At 62.3% G+C, this 17,556-nt stretch carries 15 protein-coding genes; 5 read left to right on the forward strand and 10 right to left on the reverse strand.

Features of this window, described 5'->3' with window-relative positions:
* The first annotated feature begins 75 nt into the window (after positions 1 to 75).
* Positions 76 to 723 (forward strand): cysteine hydrolase family protein, encoded by a 648-nt coding sequence (locus ACWTU7_RS02945; RefSeq protein ID WP_455837960.1) that lies wholly within the window; start codon positions 76 to 78, stop codon positions 721 to 723.
* Between the two features lie 69 nt (positions 724 to 792).
* Here ACWTU7_RS02945 and ACWTU7_RS02950 read toward each other — a convergent pair whose 3' ends face one another.
* The 9 genes from ACWTU7_RS02950 to ACWTU7_RS02990 all read right to left on the reverse strand — a co-directional run bounded on the left by ACWTU7_RS02950 (position 793) and on the right by ACWTU7_RS02990 (position 11,469).
* Positions 793 to 2,472 carry a formate--tetrahydrofolate ligase gene (locus ACWTU7_RS02950; RefSeq protein WP_455837959.1) on the reverse strand — a complete coding sequence of 560 codons (1,680 nt, stop codon included), beginning with the start codon at positions 2,470 to 2,472 and terminating at the stop codon, positions 793 to 795.
* Positions 2,473 to 2,789: 317 nt separating this feature from the next.
* The gene (locus ACWTU7_RS02955; RefSeq protein WP_455837958.1) at positions 2,790 to 3,185 is read right to left on the reverse strand and encodes an ester cyclase; all 396 of its coding nucleotides are present in this window, start codon (positions 3,183 to 3,185) and stop codon (positions 2,790 to 2,792) included.
* A 151-nt stretch (positions 3,186 to 3,336) separates the two neighbouring features.
* The gene (locus tag ACWTU7_RS02960) at positions 3,337 to 4,479 is read right to left on the reverse strand and encodes a DUF2333 family protein (protein ID WP_455837957.1); all 1,143 of its coding nucleotides are present in this window, start codon (positions 4,477 to 4,479) and stop codon (positions 3,337 to 3,339) included.
* A gap of 34 nt (positions 4,480 to 4,513) precedes the next feature.
* Positions 4,514 to 5,818 (reverse strand): DUF6638 family protein, encoded by a 1,305-nt coding sequence (locus ACWTU7_RS02965; protein ID WP_455837956.1) that lies wholly within the window; start codon positions 5,816 to 5,818, stop codon positions 4,514 to 4,516.
* 68 nt (positions 5,819 to 5,886) lie between these two features.
* Positions 5,887 to 6,297, reverse strand: coding sequence for an endonuclease domain-containing protein (locus tag ACWTU7_RS02970; protein ID WP_095494434.1), 411 nt, complete (start codon positions 6,295 to 6,297; stop codon positions 5,887 to 5,889).
* A gap of 62 nt (positions 6,298 to 6,359) precedes the next feature.
* Complete coding sequence (locus ACWTU7_RS02975) at positions 6,360 to 8,270, reverse strand: ATP-binding protein (protein WP_455837955.1); 1,911 nt, start codon at positions 8,268 to 8,270, stop codon at positions 6,360 to 6,362.
* 24 nt (positions 8,271 to 8,294) lie between these two features.
* Complete coding sequence (locus tag ACWTU7_RS02980; protein WP_455837954.1) at positions 8,295 to 9,440, reverse strand: hypothetical protein; 1,146 nt, start codon at positions 9,438 to 9,440, stop codon at positions 8,295 to 8,297.
* 35 nt (positions 9,441 to 9,475) lie between these two features.
* Positions 9,476 to 10,564, reverse strand: coding sequence for a hypothetical protein (locus ACWTU7_RS02985; protein WP_065011917.1), 1,089 nt, complete (start codon positions 10,562 to 10,564; stop codon positions 9,476 to 9,478).
* Positions 10,565 to 10,857: 293 nt separating this feature from the next.
* Positions 10,858 to 11,469 carry a thymidine kinase gene (locus tag ACWTU7_RS02990; protein ID WP_455837953.1) on the reverse strand — a complete coding sequence of 204 codons (612 nt, stop codon included), beginning with the start codon at positions 11,467 to 11,469 and terminating at the stop codon, positions 10,858 to 10,860.
* Between the two features lie 216 nt (positions 11,470 to 11,685).
* Here ACWTU7_RS02990 and ACWTU7_RS02995 point away from each other — a divergent pair, with 216 nt between their 5' ends.
* The 4 genes from ACWTU7_RS02995 to clpS all read left to right on the forward strand — a co-directional run bounded on the left by ACWTU7_RS02995 (position 11,686) and on the right by clpS (position 15,297).
* A complete protein-coding gene (locus tag ACWTU7_RS02995) occupies positions 11,686 to 12,633 on the forward strand; it encodes a choline ABC transporter substrate-binding protein (protein WP_455837952.1) in 948 nt (315 codons plus the stop codon).
* A gap of 157 nt (positions 12,634 to 12,790) precedes the next feature.
* Entirely contained in the window at positions 12,791 to 13,645 is an 855-nt protein-coding gene (gene choW, locus ACWTU7_RS03000) for a choline ABC transporter permease subunit (protein WP_065011919.1), read from the forward strand.
* Complete coding sequence (gene choV, locus ACWTU7_RS03005) at positions 13,642 to 14,823, forward strand: choline ABC transporter ATP-binding protein (protein WP_455837951.1); 1,182 nt, start codon at positions 13,642 to 13,644, stop codon at positions 14,821 to 14,823. Before choW ends, choV begins: the two co-directional genes overlap by 4 nt.
* 168 nt (positions 14,824 to 14,991) lie before the next feature.
* The gene (gene clpS / locus ACWTU7_RS03010) at positions 14,992 to 15,297 is read left to right on the forward strand and encodes an ATP-dependent Clp protease adapter ClpS (protein WP_455837950.1); all 306 of its coding nucleotides are present in this window, start codon (positions 14,992 to 14,994) and stop codon (positions 15,295 to 15,297) included.
* A 170-nt stretch (positions 15,298 to 15,467) separates the two neighbouring features.
* Here the strand turns inward: clpS and ACWTU7_RS03015 are convergent, their stop codons facing one another.
* On the reverse strand, positions 15,468 to 17,555 hold the full coding sequence (locus ACWTU7_RS03015) for a hypothetical protein (protein WP_455837949.1): 2,088 nt from the start codon (positions 17,553 to 17,555) through the stop codon (positions 15,468 to 15,470).
* Position 17,556 lies beyond the last annotated feature (1 nt).

Raw genomic sequence — 17,556 nt, forward strand, 5'->3', positions numbered from 1 at the left:
CAATTGGGACACTTTTGCGATCCGGCAGCAGGCCTATCCTCGACCAATCAAAGCCAAACGGGAAAGGAAACCTCAGTGTCTGAACCAGTCAAAGGCAAGGCGCCACGCCGCGCCCTCATCGTCGTCGACATCCAGAACGACTATGATGGCGGCAACCTGGCCATCCAATATCCGCCGTTTCGCGACAGCGTCGTCAACGCAGCACGAGCGATGGACGCAGCCGCCGAGGCAGGCGTCAAGGTCGTGGTCATCAAGCAGCTGGCGCCCGAAACGTCGCCGATTTTCGCCAAAGGGGGCCACGGCGCCGAATTGCATCCCGAGATATCTAGGCGAAGCCGCGATCATTACGTCGAAAAGACCTTGCCGAGCGCCTTCACCGGTACGGACCTCGAGGACTGGTTGCGCGCCAACGCCATCGATACGATCACCGTCGTTGGCTACATGACGCATAATTGCGATCTCTCGACCGTTATCCACGCAGTCCATATGGGTTTTGCGGTGGAGTTCCTGTCCGACGCCACCGGCTCGGTGCCCTATGCCAACAGCGCCGGCTATGCTTCGGCCGAGGACATCCACCGCGTGGTGACTATCATACTGCAGTCGCGCTTCGCTGCCGTTCTCAAGACCGCCGAATGGATCGACTGTCTGAAGACGGGCACGCTGCCCGAACGCGACACGATCCACGCTTCCAACCAGCGCGCGCTGGCACGGAACGCCGCTTAGAAGTCTGTCGTGGATAAGCAAAAGGCGCCGCAGCGATGCGGCGCCTTTATCATTCCGGCCTTCAAAATCTCAGAACAGACCTTCGATCTGGCCCATTTCGTTCAGGAAGATCTTCTCCGAGGACGGCGCCTTGGGCAAGCCGGGCATGGTCATGACCTCGCCGCAGATGACGACGATGAAGCCGGCGCCGGCAGACAGCCTGACCTCGCGCACCGGCACGGTGTGGCCAGTCGGCGCGCCGCGCAGGTTCGGGTCGGTCGAGAACGAGTACTGCGTCTTGGCCATGCAGACCGGCAGGTGTCCGTAGCCGGCGTGCTCCCAGGCGTGGAGCTGGTCGCGCACCGACTTGTCGGCGATCGCTTCGGAACCGCGATAGATGCGCTGGACGATGGTGTTGATCTTCTCGAACAGCGGCATCGCGTCGGGATAGAGCGGCGCAAACTGCGAGGAGCCGGATTCGGCCAGCGCCACCACCTTGTTGGCGAGTTCCTCGATGCCGGCCGAGCCGCGGGCCCAGTGCTTGCACAGGATCGCCTCTTCGCCCATCGAGGCGACGTAGTCCTTCATCGCCCTGATTTCAGCGTCGGTGTCGGAATAGAAATGGTTGATGGCGACCACGGCCGGCACGCCGAACTGCCTGATATTCTCGATGTGACGGCCGAGATTGGCGCAGCCCTTCTTGACCGCCTCGACGTTTTCCTTGCCGAGGTCTTCCTTCTTGACGCCGCCGTTCATCTTCATAGCGCGCACGGTGGCGACGATAACCGTGGCCGCCGGCTTCAGGCCGGCCTTGCGGCACTTGATGTCGAAGAACTTTTCCGCACCGAGATCGGCGCCAAAACCGGCTTCAGTGACGACATAATCGGCGAGCTTCAGCGCCGTCGTGGTGGCGACGACCGAGTTGCAGCCATGCGCGATGTTGGCGAAGGGGCCGCCATGGACGAAGGCCGGGTTGTTCTCCAGCGTCTGCACGAGGTTGGGCTGCATGGCGTCCTTGAGCAACACGGCCATGGCGCCGTCGGCCTTGAGGTCGCGGGCGTAGACGGCCGACTTGTCTCGGCGATAGGCGACGATGATGTCGCCGAGGCGCTTTTCCAGGTCCTTCAGGTCGGTGGCAAGGCACAGGATCGCCATGACTTCCGAGGCGACGGTGATGTCGAAGCCCCCCTCGCGCGGAAAGCCGTTGGCGACGCCGCCGAGCGAGCAGATGATCTCGCGCAGTGCGCGGTCGTTCATGTCCATGACGCGGCGCCAGACGACACGGCGGATGTCGATGCCGAGCTCGTTGCCCCAGTAGATATGGTTGTCGATCAGCGCCGAAAGCAGATTATGCGCCGTGGTGATGGCATGGAAATCGCCGGTGAAGTGGAGGTTCATATCCTCCATCGGCACGACCTGCGCATAGCCGCCGCCGGCAGCACCGCCCTTGACGCCGAAATTCGGCCCGAGCGAGGCCTCTCGGATGCAGACGATGGCCTTCTTGCCAATGCGGTTGAGACCGTCACCGAGGCCCACCGTCGTCGTCGTCTTGCCTTCGCCGGCCGGCGTTGGGTTGATGGCGGTAACGAGGATCAGCCTGCCGTCCTTGTTTGTCTTCACCGACTTGATGAACTCGGCCGAGATCTTCGCCTTGTCGTGGCCGTAAGGCAAAAGGTGCTCGCTTGGAATGCCGATCTTCTGGCCGATAGCCTGGATCTGCTTCTTGTCGGCGGCGCGCGCGATCTCGATGTCGGACTTCACTTCGGCCATGGCGGCTTTCCTCTGGATTGGACGGTGGAGGGGACGGGTTTGATCAGTGTGGTCGCAAGCCTGTTCGAAACAGCCTGGCACTTCAGGCGAGGGCACGTTCTAACCCTGTCGCTGCCGTGGCGTCAACTTGCATGCAACTATGTTTCCTATGAAGAAAGGCAGCTCTCTGTTTCCCGGTGACCTTTCCCGGATCTTCGCGCCCGGTTGTCGCGCCGTATAAAAGCCAGAGCACGCGCCGTCCTGCCGTCTCAAAACAGCCGCGGAATGCACGGAATGCGACAGGGTTCGAGCCTCGGTCGGCGCTTCGAACGGCCGCGTTAGAATGCGCCGATCTGGTGCATCAGCCCCAAGCCGTCAAGCTGGCCGAAATGTTCGACTACGATGCCGTTCTCAACGCGATCGATGTGAATCACACCAACCGATACGCATTTTCCGCTCGGCTCGACACCATGGAAGACGCCGGTGTGCGTGCCCTGAAAGCGGCCGCGCGTGACCACCTTGTCGGCGTCGCTGACACAGTCGTCGACGACGTGATGTCCGTCCGGAAATCCAACAAAGAACTCGGTCAGCGATTTGCGCCAGTCATCGAAGCCGATCGGGTTGGCACTGCCGAGATGAACGGCGAGATCTGGAGAGACCAAACTGGCCAGTTTGTCCCAGTCTTGCGTGTCGACCGTGGCGTAGAAATTTCGAGCAACTTCCTGGATATCCATCTCGTGTCCTCGCTGGCCGCCGCCCAGCGGTTGAACGACGACGAGGCAGTCAGGTTCCGCTCTCCGCGACATGCGGCTGCCTCGACAAGTTGCCGATTTCGACCAGGGACAGCGGTGATTTCAAGCCAGGACGTCTTTCACTATTGGCCCTTCACCGATCCAGAACGGACCTGACCTCGACGAGGTTCGATCGCACCCTAAGCACATAGAAACCCATCGTGGTGAGGTGGGTGGGCATGATCCAGCCATCCTCGCGGCCGTTCGAGATTATCAAAGGCTGGATGGCGAGCGCCGCCTTGAGCTGGCCTTCCACGCTGTTCCAAAGTGGTGTGAGGCCGCGATTGTCGAGGATCTGCTGGAAGTCGTGATGCGCCGCCGTCAGGATGCCGTAATAGCCGTAGAGCTGGCCGTAGGCGAACCAGAAGCGGTCGTCAGCCCGCGTGTCGAACCAGCCGCTGTTGAAATTCTGCGAACGGTCGCGGATCAGGTCCGACGTCGAGCCTATGTCACTCGCGATCCGGTCGACGAACTGCAACAGATTGTCGGCGCGCGCGTTGAAGACAACCTCGCATTTCATGAGCCGGTCGTTGAAGGCGCGAAGGCTGCTCGCCGCCGTGCGATAGAAACTCGGCGTCGGGGTTTTCGGACCAAAGGGCCTGAGGCCGAAATACCAGGTTTCCTCGTCGAAGGTGATCGCGCCGCGCGCATCCTGCAGGTTCTGATCTATCTGGCTGGTGCCGCGGACGCGGCCCAGCGTGTCGACAAGCTCGACAGCGGTGCGCCGGATGGCCTGATTGACCCCGCGCTGGAAGGAGGCCTTGTTGTCGAGAAACGGCGTGCGGTCCCAGTCCATGCCGAAGAACCCGAGCTTGTAGAGTATCATCGACGAGATCCAGGCGTTCTCGTTGACGTTGAAATCGATGAGATCGGCCGCGACCTGGACAATGGCCGAGTTGGTGCAGGTCTTGACCTCTCCCTCGACACCGGCGGTTTCCCCGGTGGCGGAAGGAGCGGGCTGCGCCGGGGCGGTTCCGGCCGGCTGTGTGAAATTATATGCCTCCGCATACGCGGGATTGAAATTGCTCCAGACCTGCGTGTTCCAGATGAAGTAGCCGTAGAGGCCGATCAGCATGAGCAAAGCGAGGCCGAGCACCGCCTTCAGGATCCAGCCGCGCTGCGTATACCAGTGCCCGGCCCAGATGAACGGCCACAGGATCACGCCGACGGCGAAGCCGATGCCACGGCCGATCCACTGGAAAATCCGTGTGAAGAAATTCACGATCGGATCAAGCATGGCGATGTCACCCCCTCGTCAGTCAGCCGGTCATTCAATCGGTAAGGCCGTAGAGGCGTGTGCGAAACGCCACCTTGTCTTTCAGATATGTGGTTTTCAGAACGTCCACAACATGTGATCTCCAGGCGTCGCTGAAGCCGTCATAGTCCCTGTAGAATCCCGGTTTGTTGAAGACGTAGCGAGAAACGAAGTCCTGCGGCACGAAATCCGAGATCAGCTGGTTGGTCAGCCAGGCGTCGGGATGGCCGGGCTTGGCCCGGATCACCAGGAAGCGCTGGTGCGGGAACACGTCTTCGATCTTTAGATAGCCAAGGTGAGCGATCTCGCGCTTGGCGGCGTTGAGGAAGGGAAAATTGCCGTCCCTGGTGATCAGGTCGGCATGGCCGTGGATCCAGGTCTGCAGCCAGACTTTGTCGACATCGGTCAGATTACGGTCGGGCTCGGCATCGCGGATCAGCGCGCGCACCACCATTTCGGCGCGATGTTCGAGATAGCCTGATGTTTCGATCCATGAGGCACGCGGCAGTTCGATGCGGCCGGTCGCGGCGAGGAACTTGAACACCCGGTCGGCATCATTGATCGAGAGGTAGCTCACTTGCCACGGTCGCGAGCGACGGAAGCCTGGGGCTGCCGGGTCGCTGATCACTGTCGTCATGTCCGGGTCAATGAACACATAGAGCCCGCCGAAATGGCTGGTCCAATAGGCGCTGTGACGAAAGATCACCTGATCCGGCACCAGCGCGTTCTCGCGGATGTCGCCGCAGATCTTGGCCAGCTCCACCATGTGGGTGAGCATGGCGTTGTCACGCCAGGCGTCCGGCTCCTGCTTCAGCTGGTCGACGAGCTTGCCGAGTTCGGCGGCCTTGCCGAGCACGTCTTCCGCCGACAGCACCTTGAACTCGACCTGGTTGATCGACAGCAGATCCTCGATGTCGTCGACCTTGGGGACCGAATCCTCGATCTCGCCGTAGATGACATCCTTGATGGTCAGCGCGTCGATGGCGCGCTGGTTCGTCGACATGAACTCGAACATCAGTTGCGAGGTATTGGAAAAGGCGGTGTGGACCACCGGCAGGTCGATCTGCGACGGCGTCAGGATGATGAAACGGCGGTTGATCTCGTTGGGATCTAGATAGTGGTAGTCGCCGCATTCCTCGGCCACCTGCGGCGAGAAGCCGGTGCGGTCGATCTCAAAACTCTTCAGCTTCGTCGGCTTCAGGCCGAAGGCGACCAAAGCCTTGTTGTAGCGCTGGATGAGATGCGGCTCGTCGATGGTCAGCAGCCGGCCATAGATCAGCTCGTTCTCGCGCAGCAGATCGGATTTCCTGGCGGGGCTCATCTATCCCTTCTCCCCGTTTACGGGGAGAAGGTGCCCGAAGGGCGGATGAGGGGCGGCGCAGACGCTCATCATCTTTCCTCTGAAGTTGCTGACGGCAGAAATTTCGCGTCGACAGCGATCATTTTTTTATCCAGTCGACCGTCCAGGACCGCTACGATCGTATCCAACACGCTTTTGCGACTCGCTAGGACATCAGCGTGCCACACCCGCAGCACCGACCAGCCGTTCCGGTTCATCGTTTCGTCCCTGTACCGATCCTGAGATCGATTTGCGTGCTGGCTTCCATCAACTTCCACAACCAGATTGGCTTCACGGCAGGCGAAGTCTGCAAAATATGGACCGATTGGCAGTTGACGAACAAATTTATGGCCATTCAATCTCCGTCCACGCAGTTCGCTCCAGAGTTTTTCCTCGGCGTCGTTTTCAACTTTCCGAAGTTGCCGGGCCTTTGATACTTTCGGTTCGTTTCCACCACGCATTGCGCTGCCCCTCGTCCGCCCTCCGGGCACCTTCTCCCCGTGAACGGGGAGAAGGAAGAACCTCAAGCATTCCACAAGCCCTTCTTCTTCAATTCCTCGATCTCGCGCACCGCGCGGTCGCGCAGGCGGGTGTCGCGGATCATCTTGGTCACCGCCGCGTCGTCGGACTTGTCGGAATAGCGGAACTCCGAGTCGGCGTAGCGGTTGACCTCCTGCATGACCATATCCATCGAGAACGGACCGCGCAGTTCCTCGATCATCGCCTTCTTGTCGTCGTAGCCCTTGTGCATGAAGACTTCCGGCTTCTCGAACCATTCGTCCGGCAGTTCGATATCCATGGCGCGCATCTTGATCGCATCGGTGACGTTCTTGATGGCGCGGCCGGTGAAGCGCGGCTCGGCCTCCTTGATCATGTGCAGATAGGTGCCGATGTCGGCCATCGATTTCGGTGCGCCGTTCTCCTTCATGTAGCGCTCATAGACCTTCATCAGCCCGTCTTCCTTGGGCTTTTCATGCTCTTCATAGGCTTCCATCACCGCGCGCTGGATTTCCTGGGCGGCATAGAGCTTGTGGTCGCCGAGCGGGATCTTGTGGTTCTTGCCGGCGAGCAGCACGAAGATGTCGATGTAGTCGTCGCGCGTTTGTGGCCCATCGACCAGCCAGCGGGCGCCGGCGCGCTGGCGCAGCGCGTCGTCGACGTTTTCGGGATAGTTGGAGAACATGCCGAAGGAGCAGTTGCCGCGCACCACGGTGCCGGCACCCGCAAACGCGTCCATCAGGACACCGGTGATTTCCTGCTGGCCTGCCGAGGCGCGATCGTCGGAGCGGCGTGCCGCCACCTGATCGATATCGTCGATGGTGCCGAAGCCGATGACGCGCGGGTTCAGCACATTGTTGATGAACTGGCGGCAGTTTTGGCCCGACTTGCCCTGGTAGGAGGAGATCTGGTCGACACCGAAATTCTCGTAGGCGAAGGGATAGCCGGCGACCTGGCAGTAGCCGTTGACGAGACCGGCGATCATCTGGATCAGCGTCGTTTTCCCGGTGCCGGGCGCGCCGTCGCCGATGAAGGTGAACAGGAAGCCGCCGAGCTCGACGAACGGGTTCAGCTCGCGCTCGAAATCGTAAGCCATCAGCATTTTGGCGAGCTTCACCGACTGGTACTTGGCGATGTGGTTGCCGACGACCTCTTCGGGCTTCTTGAAGGTCATCACCAGCGGCTTAGACCGCTTGCCCGGTGCGACGTCGAAGCCGTCAAGGGTGAAGTCGTCGATGTCGATGCGGATATGCGCGTTCTCGAACGGGCCGATGCCGTCGAAGCGGCCCTTTCGCGCCAAAAGCCCGTCGATGGCGACACGGGCAAAGGCGCGCGCCCGGGTCATCAAATCGGCGTCGTCCTTCGCGCCTGATATCGCCCTGTCGAGGCCGGCCACGATCGACTTCACCGCGTCCTGCGGCGTGTCGAACAAAAAGTCCGGCTCGGGCGTGTCGTTCGGGGCCTCGCCGTCGCTGTCGATCAGCTGGAACAGATACGAGGCGAGGCTGAAGGCCGAAATATAGGCCGAGGCCGACAGCAGCTTCTTGAAGGTGGCGGCCTCGTCGCCTTCGAGCGGCGCGCGGGCGTTTTTCGCCTGCAGGCTTTCGAGGTCGGAGCCTTCGGCGAAGACGTCTGAAATGGCCAGTGCGATCGCCAGCCCGCGCCGGGTGCGAAACAGCAGCATGTGCTGCGCAATGCTCAGCAGCTGGTCGCCGGGATGGACGGCGGCGACGGTCTTGGAAAGCTCGACCTCGCGCGTGCGGCGCACCGAGCCGACCGAGACGGTCGAGACGAAGCGGCGATTGGAGCCGGCCAGTGCGGTCCCGGCTTCCCGCGACGGGTCCTCGAGCACGACGATGCGGGTGATGAAGCTCTGCGCGGTGGCGCGGTGCTTTTCGATTGCCGCTTCCGAAATCGTGGTCAGGCCGGTGTCCATGAAGGATGCTCCGCGGTTTGACGGTCAGACGTCACTGATGACCTGTCCTTTGGACAGGATGTGGACCTTGTAGCCGGAAAAGATCTTCTGCGCCTCGCCGGCGGCGTAGAGCGCCTGATAGGCCTCATGCGGGATCAGCGCATGCTTCTCGTAGCTCGACACGCCCTGCCGCGCGGCCTCGAGATCGTCGGTGTCGATGAAGAATTCCTGCGTCGTCTTCTCGCTCGAAAACAACCCCTTGCGGCCGGGCTTTTCGGCCTTGGAGTAGACCTCCTGGATGGTCCAGGTCAGCAGCCAGGCGTTTTCCGGTTTGCGCACCTTGTCCAGAACGTCGCTGACCGTCGAATTGTTGTCGGTAATCCCGGCGGAATAGAACGGGCCGAGCACGACGCGGCGCAGTTGCTTGGGGTGGAGTTGCTCGAAATCCTTGTCGAGGTTGACGACGATCGTCGCGGGCGACAGCGTATAGGCGGAATTCTTCTCGGTGAAGTCGTCGAAGCGGTGGGCTAGCTCGGGATTGAGCAGGCCTTCGACGGGGAGCGGAATGTCGACCTTGTCGTTGAGCTTGCCGTTGCGGTCGACAAGCTGCCCGATCATCTCTTCGGAGGAATCCTCGACCGTCACCATGTAGACCAGCGGCAGGTTGGCGCTGCCGTCGAAGGCGGCCCAGTGGACGAGGTAGTAGGGCCGCCCGGTCTTCGGATTGACCGAGACTTTTGCCGTCTGCGCCAAGGTGAACGGCCCGAAGGTCGTCTCGCTCCTGACACCCTCCAGATAGAGCCGCTCGGCCATCGACTTCTGCAGCGCTTCGGGGAATTCCTTGTGGCGCAGGATGAAGTCGGCCATTTCCTCGCGCAACTCGTCGGCCAGCGGTATGTTGGCGAGACGCGTATCGGCCTGGCGGCGATCGTTCTCCAGCTCGAGCACGTTCTGGAAGACCGGAAAGCCGCTTTCGGCGCGCGAAATTCGGAACGTCTCCATGAAGCCCAGCCGGTTGCGCCAGCAGGAAAAGGAGTTGTCGAGCCGCGCAATATATTCGGCGACGATCTTGGCGACAATGCCGTGCCGGTAGAGCGGCGAGCGATCGTCGCGCATGAACACTTCGAGGCCGCTGAGTGCCGCCGTAATCGCCGAGAAATAGCGCGTTGCCGCTTCGTTTTCGGGGGTCATGCAGCCAGCCCTTCGGAGCGATGCGAGTGCAGCAATTATGACTGCACGTAGTTTGCCGCATTGTGCTTCTTCAGCACGTCGTCGAAGCGGCGGGCAAAGGCATCGTCGGCCAGCTTCTTGCGGCGCTGGATGTCGGCGGTCGCCACCATGTTCTTCTCGTGCATTTCGAGGAGATCGCCGATGTGCTTCTGCGAGGCCGCTCCGATGCCGGCCATGGTCTCCTCGGCGGTGTTGTCGACCTGGCTGCCCAGCGTGTTGATCTTGTGGGCGACGTCCTGCTGGGCGGCGGTCTTCAGCGAGTCTTCCAACGCCTTGTAGAGCACGATGCGCTGCTCGGTATCGATGGTCAGCTTGTTGATCAGCGTCGACTGCGCCGCGATCTGGTTGTTGAGCGAATCGACGAAGGTCTGGAACATCGACGTGTAGCGCTCCAGCGTCTGGCTTTCGGCCAGCAGTTCCTGCTCCTTGGCCTGCTTCTCGTTGTACTCCGTGGCCAGTTTCGAACGTTCGCCTTCGAGCTCGGTGCGCTCCTTCTGGCTGGTCGAGGCGGCGATCTTGTTCTCGATGTCGAGCAGCATCGGATTGAGCTCCTCGATGCGCTTCTGCACGGTCTCCAGATTGGACATGGTTGCCTTGCGGCGCTCGATCACCTGCGACAGGCTGGCCTCGGAGGTCTTGTAACGCTGGTCGAGGATCTGCTTCTGCGCCTTGAGGATGCCGACAATGGTGTCGGATTTCGCCAGCAGCTCCTGCAGATTGCCGGCCAGAGACATGTTGCGGACGCGGTCGGTGCGCATGCGCTGCTTGCTCTGGTCGGAAAATATACCGACGAAGCTTTCCCAGCCGGTGTAGTTCTTCATGCTCTCGAATTCGGCGCCGAAGACGTTGGTGGCGTCCTCCAGCCCGATGATCAGGTCGGCGATGTTGCCTTCCATCACCTTCTGCTGCTTCAGCACATCCTCGATTCGGGCGTTCTCGAGGTCGAAATTGGCGTCGCCGATCTTCTTGTCGGTCTTGGCGAGCGTGTCGAGCACCGTGCCGGACTGCTCGATTTTGGTGCGCATGTCCTGCACGACCTGCTTCGTCTTGGCAATTTCGGCATCGAAATTCTGCAATGTCGCCATTGGGGCCTCCCGCTTCGGCATTTGTTCGTGTCGCGAACCGCCGGAATATATGTGCGGCATAGGGGGAAGGGAAGGCGGAAGATTAGGAGTTTGCGAAGGATAGCGCGAAACCCGACACAAAAAACCCGCCTCGGCGGCGGGTCGTTGGCGCCCTCAGCACCATACCCAAACCAATAGCATAACTGCCGTCGCAAAGCAACGAAGCTCACCGATCGCAGTTTTTCTTGCCGCAGTTCTTCCCCCTCTGTCCTGGCACCGTTCGATCATGCGCACGCAACGCGGAATAGCGCTGGTCAGACTTTGGTGAAGCCGATGAAATCGTCGGGCGCGACGCGGCCCATTTCTTCTTCCCAATGGCGGCGGCAGAGCGAGACATAGACATCCTTGCCGATCGCCACCTGTTCGCCCTGTCTCGCCACCTTCCCGTCCGCGCCGAGGCGCACGACCATCGTGGCCTTTCGGCCGCAGCGGCAGATGGTGCGCACCTCGCGCAGATCGTCGGATATCGCCAGACGCGCGCGCGAGCCGGAAAACAGCTTGCCCTGGAAATCCGTGCGCAGGCCGTAGCACATGACCGGGATGTTCAGCCGGTCGGCGATGCGGGCAAGCTGCCACACCTGCTCCTCCTCGAGGAATTGCGCCTCGTCGACGAAGACGCAATGCACGGTCGTGTGGTCGTGATGCTCGGCGACCCGGGCGAACAGATCATCGCCGTCGCGGAACATCTCGGCCTCCGTCTCCAAGCCGATGCGCGACGAGATCAGCCCGGTATCGCCCTTGCGGTAGTGGCCGGCGACGAACAGCATCGTCGTCATGCCGCGCTCGCGGTAATTGTACGAGGCCTGCAGCAGCATCGTCGTCTTGCCGGCATTCATCGTCGCGTAGTGGAAGTACAGCTTGGCCATGCGCCCTTTTAAGCCGAGTTGTCCCGGCGCGGGGAGGGGCGTCCCTACATTCCACCGGAAAAGCGGCGAACGTGTCGCTGATCGGCCAGCCAGCGCCGTTGACCGCGATTGTCTTACCGCTTGAAACCGCACCAGAATGGTGTTTGGCTGACGAAACAAGGCGGAGACAAAACCGCAACTTCGCTTCGCCGATAGATCACAATGGGAGAATACATAATGTCGCGTATGAAACTATTCGCCGCCGGCTTCGGTCTGGCGGCATTTCTTTCCGCGGGCGGCGCATTCGCCGCCGAGCCGGAAAGCTGCAAGCCGGTGCGTTTTGCCGATGTCGGCTGGACCGACATTACCGCCACCACCGCTACCGCCAGCGTCATCCTCGAAGCGCTCGGCTACGAGCCCGACGTGCAGGTGCTGTCGGTTCCGGTCACCTACACCTCGCTGAAGAACAAGGACGTCGACGTCTTCCTCGGCAATTGGATGCCGACCATGGAAGCCGACATAAAGCCCTATCTCGAAGACAAGTCGGTCGAGACGGTCGTGACCAACCTCGAAGGCGCGAAGTATACGCTTGCCGTGCCGCAGCACACCTATGACGCCGGTCTCAAGGATTTCGCTGATATCGCCAAGTTCAAGGACAAGCTCGACAACAAAATTTACGGCATCGAAGCCGGCAATGACGGCAACCGCCTGATCCTCGACATGATCGCCACCAACAAGTTCGGCCTGAAGGATTTCGAACTCGTCGAAAGCTCGGAGGCCGGCATGCTGTCGGCGGTGCAGAAGGCTGCCGCATCAGGCGAAGACGTGGTCTTCCTCGGCTGGGAGCCGCATCCGATGAACGCCAACATCAAGATGGCCTATCTGTCGGGTGGCGACGAGGTGTTCGGCCCGAATTTCGGCGGCGCGACCGTCGCCACCAATGTCCGGGCCGGCTACACCACCGAATGCCCGAACGTCGGCGCGCTGCTCAAGAACATGGTGTTCTCGCTCAAGATGGAAAACGAGATCATGGGTGCGATCCTCAATGATGGCGCCGACCCGAAGGCCGCGGCTACCGAATGGCTCAAGGCCAATCCGGACGCGATTACCCCATGGCTCGCCGGTGTGACGACCTTCGACGGCGGCGACGCGGCGGCCGCCGTGAAAACTGCGCTGGGTTCGTAGCAGATTTACACCCTCCCCCTTGAGGGGAGGGTCGGCGCGGCACGCGCCGCGGTGGGGGTGGTGCAGAACGGAGCATAACCGTGACCACCCCACTCCGCTGCGCGGTTCGACCCACTCCGCCAGGGGGAGGGCGAAGTAGAATGAGGGGACATTTGCCATGGATCCGGTTTCGCAACTGATTTCGAGCTTCAAGATCCCGATCGGGCGGTGGGGCAAGACCTTCTTCGACTTTCTGACCACCAATTTCGAATGGTTTTTCGACAGTATCGCCGATGGGCTCACCGTCGTTCTCGACGGGTTGGTCGATCTTTTGCTGCTCGTCCCGCCGGTTCTCCTGGTTGCCGCCATAGCCGGGCTTGCCTGGTACCTGCAGAAATCATGGAAGCTGGCGCTTGCCGTCGCGCTCGGCCTCCTCTTTATCGTCAACCAGGATCTCTGGCAGGAAACGGTCGAGACGCTGGTGTTGGTCGTGGCCGCCGCTGCGGCCTCCATGGCCATCGGCGTGCCGATCGGCATCTGGGCGGCGCATAACGAGCGTGGCTACCGCTATCTCCAGCCAATCCTCGACCTGATGCAGACTATGCCGACCTTCGTCTACCTGATCCCGGTGCTCATTCTCTTCGGCCTCGGCATTGCTCCCGGCCTCATCGTCACCGTCATCTTCGCCGCTCCCGCGCCGATCCGCCTGACCCATCTCGGCATCACCTCGGTGCCGAAACCGATGATCGAGGCCGGCGAGGCCTTCGGCGCGACAAAACGCCAGCTCTTGTGGAAAGTAGAGCTGCCGGCGGCGCTGCCGACCATCATGGCGGGACTGACGCAGTGCATCATGCTCTGCCTCTCCATGGTCGTGATCGCTGCGCTCATCGGCGCCAACGGCCTTGGCAAGCCGGTGGTGCGCGCGCTGAACTCGGTCAACATCCCGCTCGGGCTCGAGGCCGGCCTCGCCATCGTCGTGCTCGCCATCATCCTCGACCGCATCAGCCGCATCGGCACGGGAGCCGCCAAATGAGCGCCGCGGTCGATTTCAAGAATGTCGACATCATCTTCGGCGCGGCGCGCAAGGAAGCGCTGGCGCTCGTAGACAGCGGCGCGACGCGTCAGGAAATCCTGGAGAAGACCGGCGCCGTGCTCGGCTGCGCCGGCGCCAATTTGACCGTCAACGAGGGCGAGATTTCCGTCCTGATGGGCCTCTCCGGCTCCGGCAAATCGACGCTGCTCCGCGCCGTCAACTTGCTCAACGTGCCGGCGCGCGGCAATGTCATGGTCAAGGACGGCGACCGCATGGTCGATGTCGCGGCCTGCGACGCCGCCACGCTGCGCAACATCCGACAGACGCGGGTCGCCATGGTGTTCCAGCAGTTCGGCCTTCTGCCCTGGCGCACCGTCGCTGAAAATGTCGGCTTCGGCCTCGAGCTGTCCGGCGTGCCCGACGCCGAGCGCAAGGCGCGCATCGAGCGCCAGTTGAAGCTCGTCGGCCTCGACCAGTGGGCGTCGAAATACGCCCACGAACTTTCCGGCGGCATGCAGCAGCGCGTCGGGCTGGCGCGTGCGTTTGCCACCGAAGCGCCGATCCTGCTGATGGACGAGCCGTTCTCGGCGCTCGACCCGCTGATCCGGACCAAGCTGCAGGACGAGTTACTGCAGCTTCAGGCAGAACTGAAAAAGACCATCATCTTCGTCAGCCACGACCTCGAGGAGGCGCTGAAGATCGGCAGTCACATCACCATCATGGAAGGCGGGCGCATTGTGCAGACCGGTGCGCCGGAAGACATCGTGCTGCGCCCCGCCAACGACTATGTCCGCGACTTCATCGCCAATGTGAATCCGCTCTCGGTGCTGACCGCCTGGAACGTGATGCGCGACCGCCGCGACCTCGAGCACGGCGAGGACGGCTGGGTGTGGCTCGACCGCCGCAAGACGACGCGTTTCAAGATCGACGAGCACGGGCTGGTGGCGGCTGCCGAGCGCGACGGCAAGCCGGCGTTCTGGGTGTCCTGCGCCGATGTCGAGGCGCAGCCGGAGGAGACGGCGCAGGTGTTCTGGGCCAATCCCGGCACCTCGCTGAAGACCGTGATGCTGGCCATGCACCGCTCGCAGACCGCACCCGTGGCGCTGTTCGACGGCCAGTCGCGCTTCGTCGGCGCCATCGGCATCAGGGACGTGCTGTCGGCGGTGTTGAGAAGGTAAGCTTTTTCTCATCGGAGGGAGGTCGACCCTAAGCCGCCAGCGGCAATCTCAGACTTGTGAACGGCGCGCCCGCCGGGAAGGGCGGTTTGTGCGGGGCTCAAAATGGACGCCCGCTTTTGGATATGCCAGAATAAACGCGAAGTTTTTTGCGCGCAGTTGCCGGTTCCGATGCCTGAGATCGTCACCAGACCCCGCACCAAAACGAAGCCGCAAATTGAACGGCCGAAGCTCTACAAGGTCATCCTTCTCAATGACGATTTCACGCCGCGCGAGTTCGTGGTGACGGTGCTCAAGGGCGAATTCAAGCTGAGCGAAGACCAGGCGCGGCGCGTGATGATCACCGCGCACCAGCGCGGCGTCTGCGTCGTCGCCGTCTTCACCAGGGACGTCGCCGAGACCAAGGCGACGAGGGCGACCGATGCCGGCAAGGCCAAGGGCTACCCGCTGATGTTCACGACGGAACCGGAGGAGTAGTGCCGTTTTCTCATTCTCCCCCTGTGGGAGAAGGTGGCCGAGCGCAGCTCGGTCGGATGAGGGGTGTTCCAGCTTGGCGTCGACGGCACTCCGTCCAGCACCCCTCAACCGTCTTGGCGCTGCGCGCCAATCCATATTCTCCCACAAGAGGAGAAGGATAAACCGCTGCGCTACCGCCCCTCGCGGTACCACATCGAGCCTAATGCCAGAAGCAGCAGGCCGAGACCGAGGAACCCGCCGAACAGCGGCACGCGCGAGACGGCCTTCAGCACGCTGTCGTCGGTGGTGCGCAGGCCGATCCAGTCGTTGCCGGCGGCCGCGCCCGTGGAGCGGACCGGGACGACCGACGGCAGCGTCACGCCGCCGGTGAGGTTGCCAAGGGCCGACGATTGCGCCAGCCGCCGCACGCTGCCGCCGGTGGCCTCGGCCGGCGCTTTCAGCCGGTTCTCGGTGGAGACGACGTCGGTGAATTCCGGCGCATTGACCGGGCCGACATGGGCAAGCGCCTTCAGATCGCCATTGCCGACCTGGTAGAGGCCGATCTCGCTGGTTTCGATGCTGCCCAGGAAGACGCCGGGTTCGGCTCTCTCTAGCTTGACGGTCATCGCCTTGCCGGACGGGGTGATGATCTGCGCCGGGCCGGGATCGTCGCTCATCGTCTGGCGGCGGATTTCCAGCATCATGCCGCGGCCGTCGGCGGTCAGCCGCTCCTCCTCGAGTTCAGGCTCCTTCATCAGCCAGTGGGCGATGCGGCGATAGAGCTGGACATGCGGGCCGCCGCCCTCGAAGCCGCGCGCCCATAACCAGCCCTGGTCGGACAGAAACATGCCGACGCGGCCTTCGCCCTTGCGGTCGAGCAGGAGCAGCGGACGGTTGTCGGCGCCCTTCATCACCGCCTCGCCCTCGGGGTTCTCGACGCCGATGGTGCGGAACCAGCGGCTCCAGTGCGGCGGCTCGGTGGCGGAACCGTCGAGCCCGCGCGTCACCGGATGGCGCTGGCCGAGCTCGGTGAGGCGCGGATAGAAGGCCTTGTCGACGACTTCTCCGGTCGGCATCGCCGGCAGTGCCGACATCAAAGGCGTGCGGGCGATGGAACTTTCGCCGGCATATTCGGGGCCTGCCGCGATCAGCAGCGCGCCGCCCTTTTCGACATATTCGGCGATGTAGTCGTAATAGAGGATGGGCAGCACGTCGCGGTGCTGATAGCGGTCGAAGATGATCAGGTCGAAATCCTTGATCTTCTCGACGAACAGCTCGCGCGTCGGGAAGGCGATCAGCGATAATTCGTTGATCGGCGTGCCGTCCTGCTTTTCCGGCGGCCGCAGAATGGTGAAGTGGACCAGATCGACCGAGGCGTCGGATTTCAGAAGGTTGCGCCAGGTGCGCTCACCGGCATGCGGCTCGCCGGAGACCAGCAGCACGCGCAAATTCTCGCGGATGCCGTCGATCAGCGCGATAGCGCGGTTGTTGGTGTCGGTGAGTTCGTCGGGCTCGGGATTTATAGCGAGTTCGACGATGTTGCGACCGGCGCCGGGAATGGTCACCTGCAGCGGCATGGCCTGGCCGATGGTGGCGCGCTCGACCGAAACCTGCTCGCCATTGACCGACACGCGCACGTCGACCGAGCCGGCCTCGTTGTTGGTGCCGAGGACGCGATAGGTCATTTCGAGCGGCTTGCCGACCAGACCGAAGCGCGGCGCATTCTCGAAGCGGATGCGGCGATCCTTTTCCTGGTCGTTGCCGGTGATCAGCGCGTGCAGCGGGGCGTTGAAGTCGGGTGTGCCGCCAGGGGCGTCGTGCACCTCGCCATCGGTGATCATGATGGCGCCGCCGATGCGCGAAGGCGGCACGTCGCGGAAAGCGCTTTCAAGCGCGCCGAAAAGCCGCGTTTCGGTGCGCTCCTCGGCGGCTTCCGACTTGCCGGCCTCGACAACGCGGACATCGAACTGCTTGAAGCGGCCAAGGCGCTGCTGAAGCCCGGCCAGCGCCTCGTCGGTCTGCTTGGTGCGCTCGCCAATGTCCTGGCTCTGGCTGCGGTCGACGACGACGGCCACGACGCTTTTCAGCGCCTCGCGCTCTTCGTCGAGGAACACCGGGTTGAGCAGGGCCGCAGCCAGCGCGAGCAGGCCGGCGAGACGGAAGACCGCGCCGCGCTGGCGAAACCAGAGACCGACCAATGCCAGCAGCAACAGCGGCGTCAGCACCAAGCCGAGCAGCGGCCAGGAGATGAGCGGTTCGAAGGCGAGCGACCAGTTCATG

The sequence above is a fragment of the Mesorhizobium sp. BHscii genome, assembly GCF_053848065.1.

What these genes read in the sequence shown, in the direction of transcription:
- ACWTU7_RS02950 (WP_455837959.1), bottom strand. Translation starts at nt 2,472, where the DNA reads ATGGCCGAAGTGAAGTCCGACATCGAGATCGCGCGCGCCGCCGACAAG.
- ACWTU7_RS02955 (WP_455837958.1), bottom strand. Translation starts at nt 3,185, where the DNA reads ATGGATATCCAGGAAGTTGCTCGAAATTTCTACGCCACGGTCGACACG.
- ACWTU7_RS02960 (WP_455837957.1), bottom strand. Translation starts at nt 4,479, where the DNA reads ATGCTTGATCCGATCGTGAATTTCTTCACACGGATTTTCCAGTGGATC.
- ACWTU7_RS02965 (WP_455837956.1), bottom strand. Translation starts at nt 5,818, where the DNA reads ATGAGCCCCGCCAGGAAATCCGATCTGCTGCGCGAGAACGAGCTGATC.
- ACWTU7_RS02970 (WP_095494434.1), bottom strand. Translation starts at nt 6,297, where the DNA reads ATGCGTGGTGGAAACGAACCGAAAGTATCAAAGGCCCGGCAACTTCGG.
- ACWTU7_RS02975 (WP_455837955.1), bottom strand. Translation starts at nt 8,270, where the DNA reads ATGGACACCGGCCTGACCACGATTTCGGAAGCGGCAATCGAAAAGCAC.
- ACWTU7_RS02980 (WP_455837954.1), bottom strand. Translation starts at nt 9,440, where the DNA reads ATGACCCCCGAAAACGAAGCGGCAACGCGCTATTTCTCGGCGATTACG.
- ACWTU7_RS02985 (WP_065011917.1), bottom strand. Translation starts at nt 10,564, where the DNA reads ATGGCGACATTGCAGAATTTCGATGCCGAAATTGCCAAGACGAAGCAG.
- ACWTU7_RS02990 (WP_455837953.1), bottom strand. Translation starts at nt 11,469, where the DNA reads ATGGCCAAGCTGTACTTCCACTACGCGACGATGAATGCCGGCAAGACG.
- ACWTU7_RS02995 (WP_455837952.1), top strand. Translation starts at nt 11,686, where the DNA reads ATGTCGCGTATGAAACTATTCGCCGCCGGCTTCGGTCTGGCGGCATTT.
- choW (WP_065011919.1), top strand. Translation starts at nt 12,791, where the DNA reads ATGGATCCGGTTTCGCAACTGATTTCGAGCTTCAAGATCCCGATCGGG.
- choV (WP_455837951.1), top strand. Translation starts at nt 13,642, where the DNA reads ATGAGCGCCGCGGTCGATTTCAAGAATGTCGACATCATCTTCGGCGCG.
- clpS (WP_455837950.1), top strand. Translation starts at nt 14,992, where the DNA reads ATGCCTGAGATCGTCACCAGACCCCGCACCAAAACGAAGCCGCAAATT.
- ACWTU7_RS03015 (WP_455837949.1), bottom strand. Translation starts at nt 17,555, where the DNA reads ATGAACTGGTCGCTCGCCTTCGAACCGCTCATCTCCTGGCCGCTGCTC.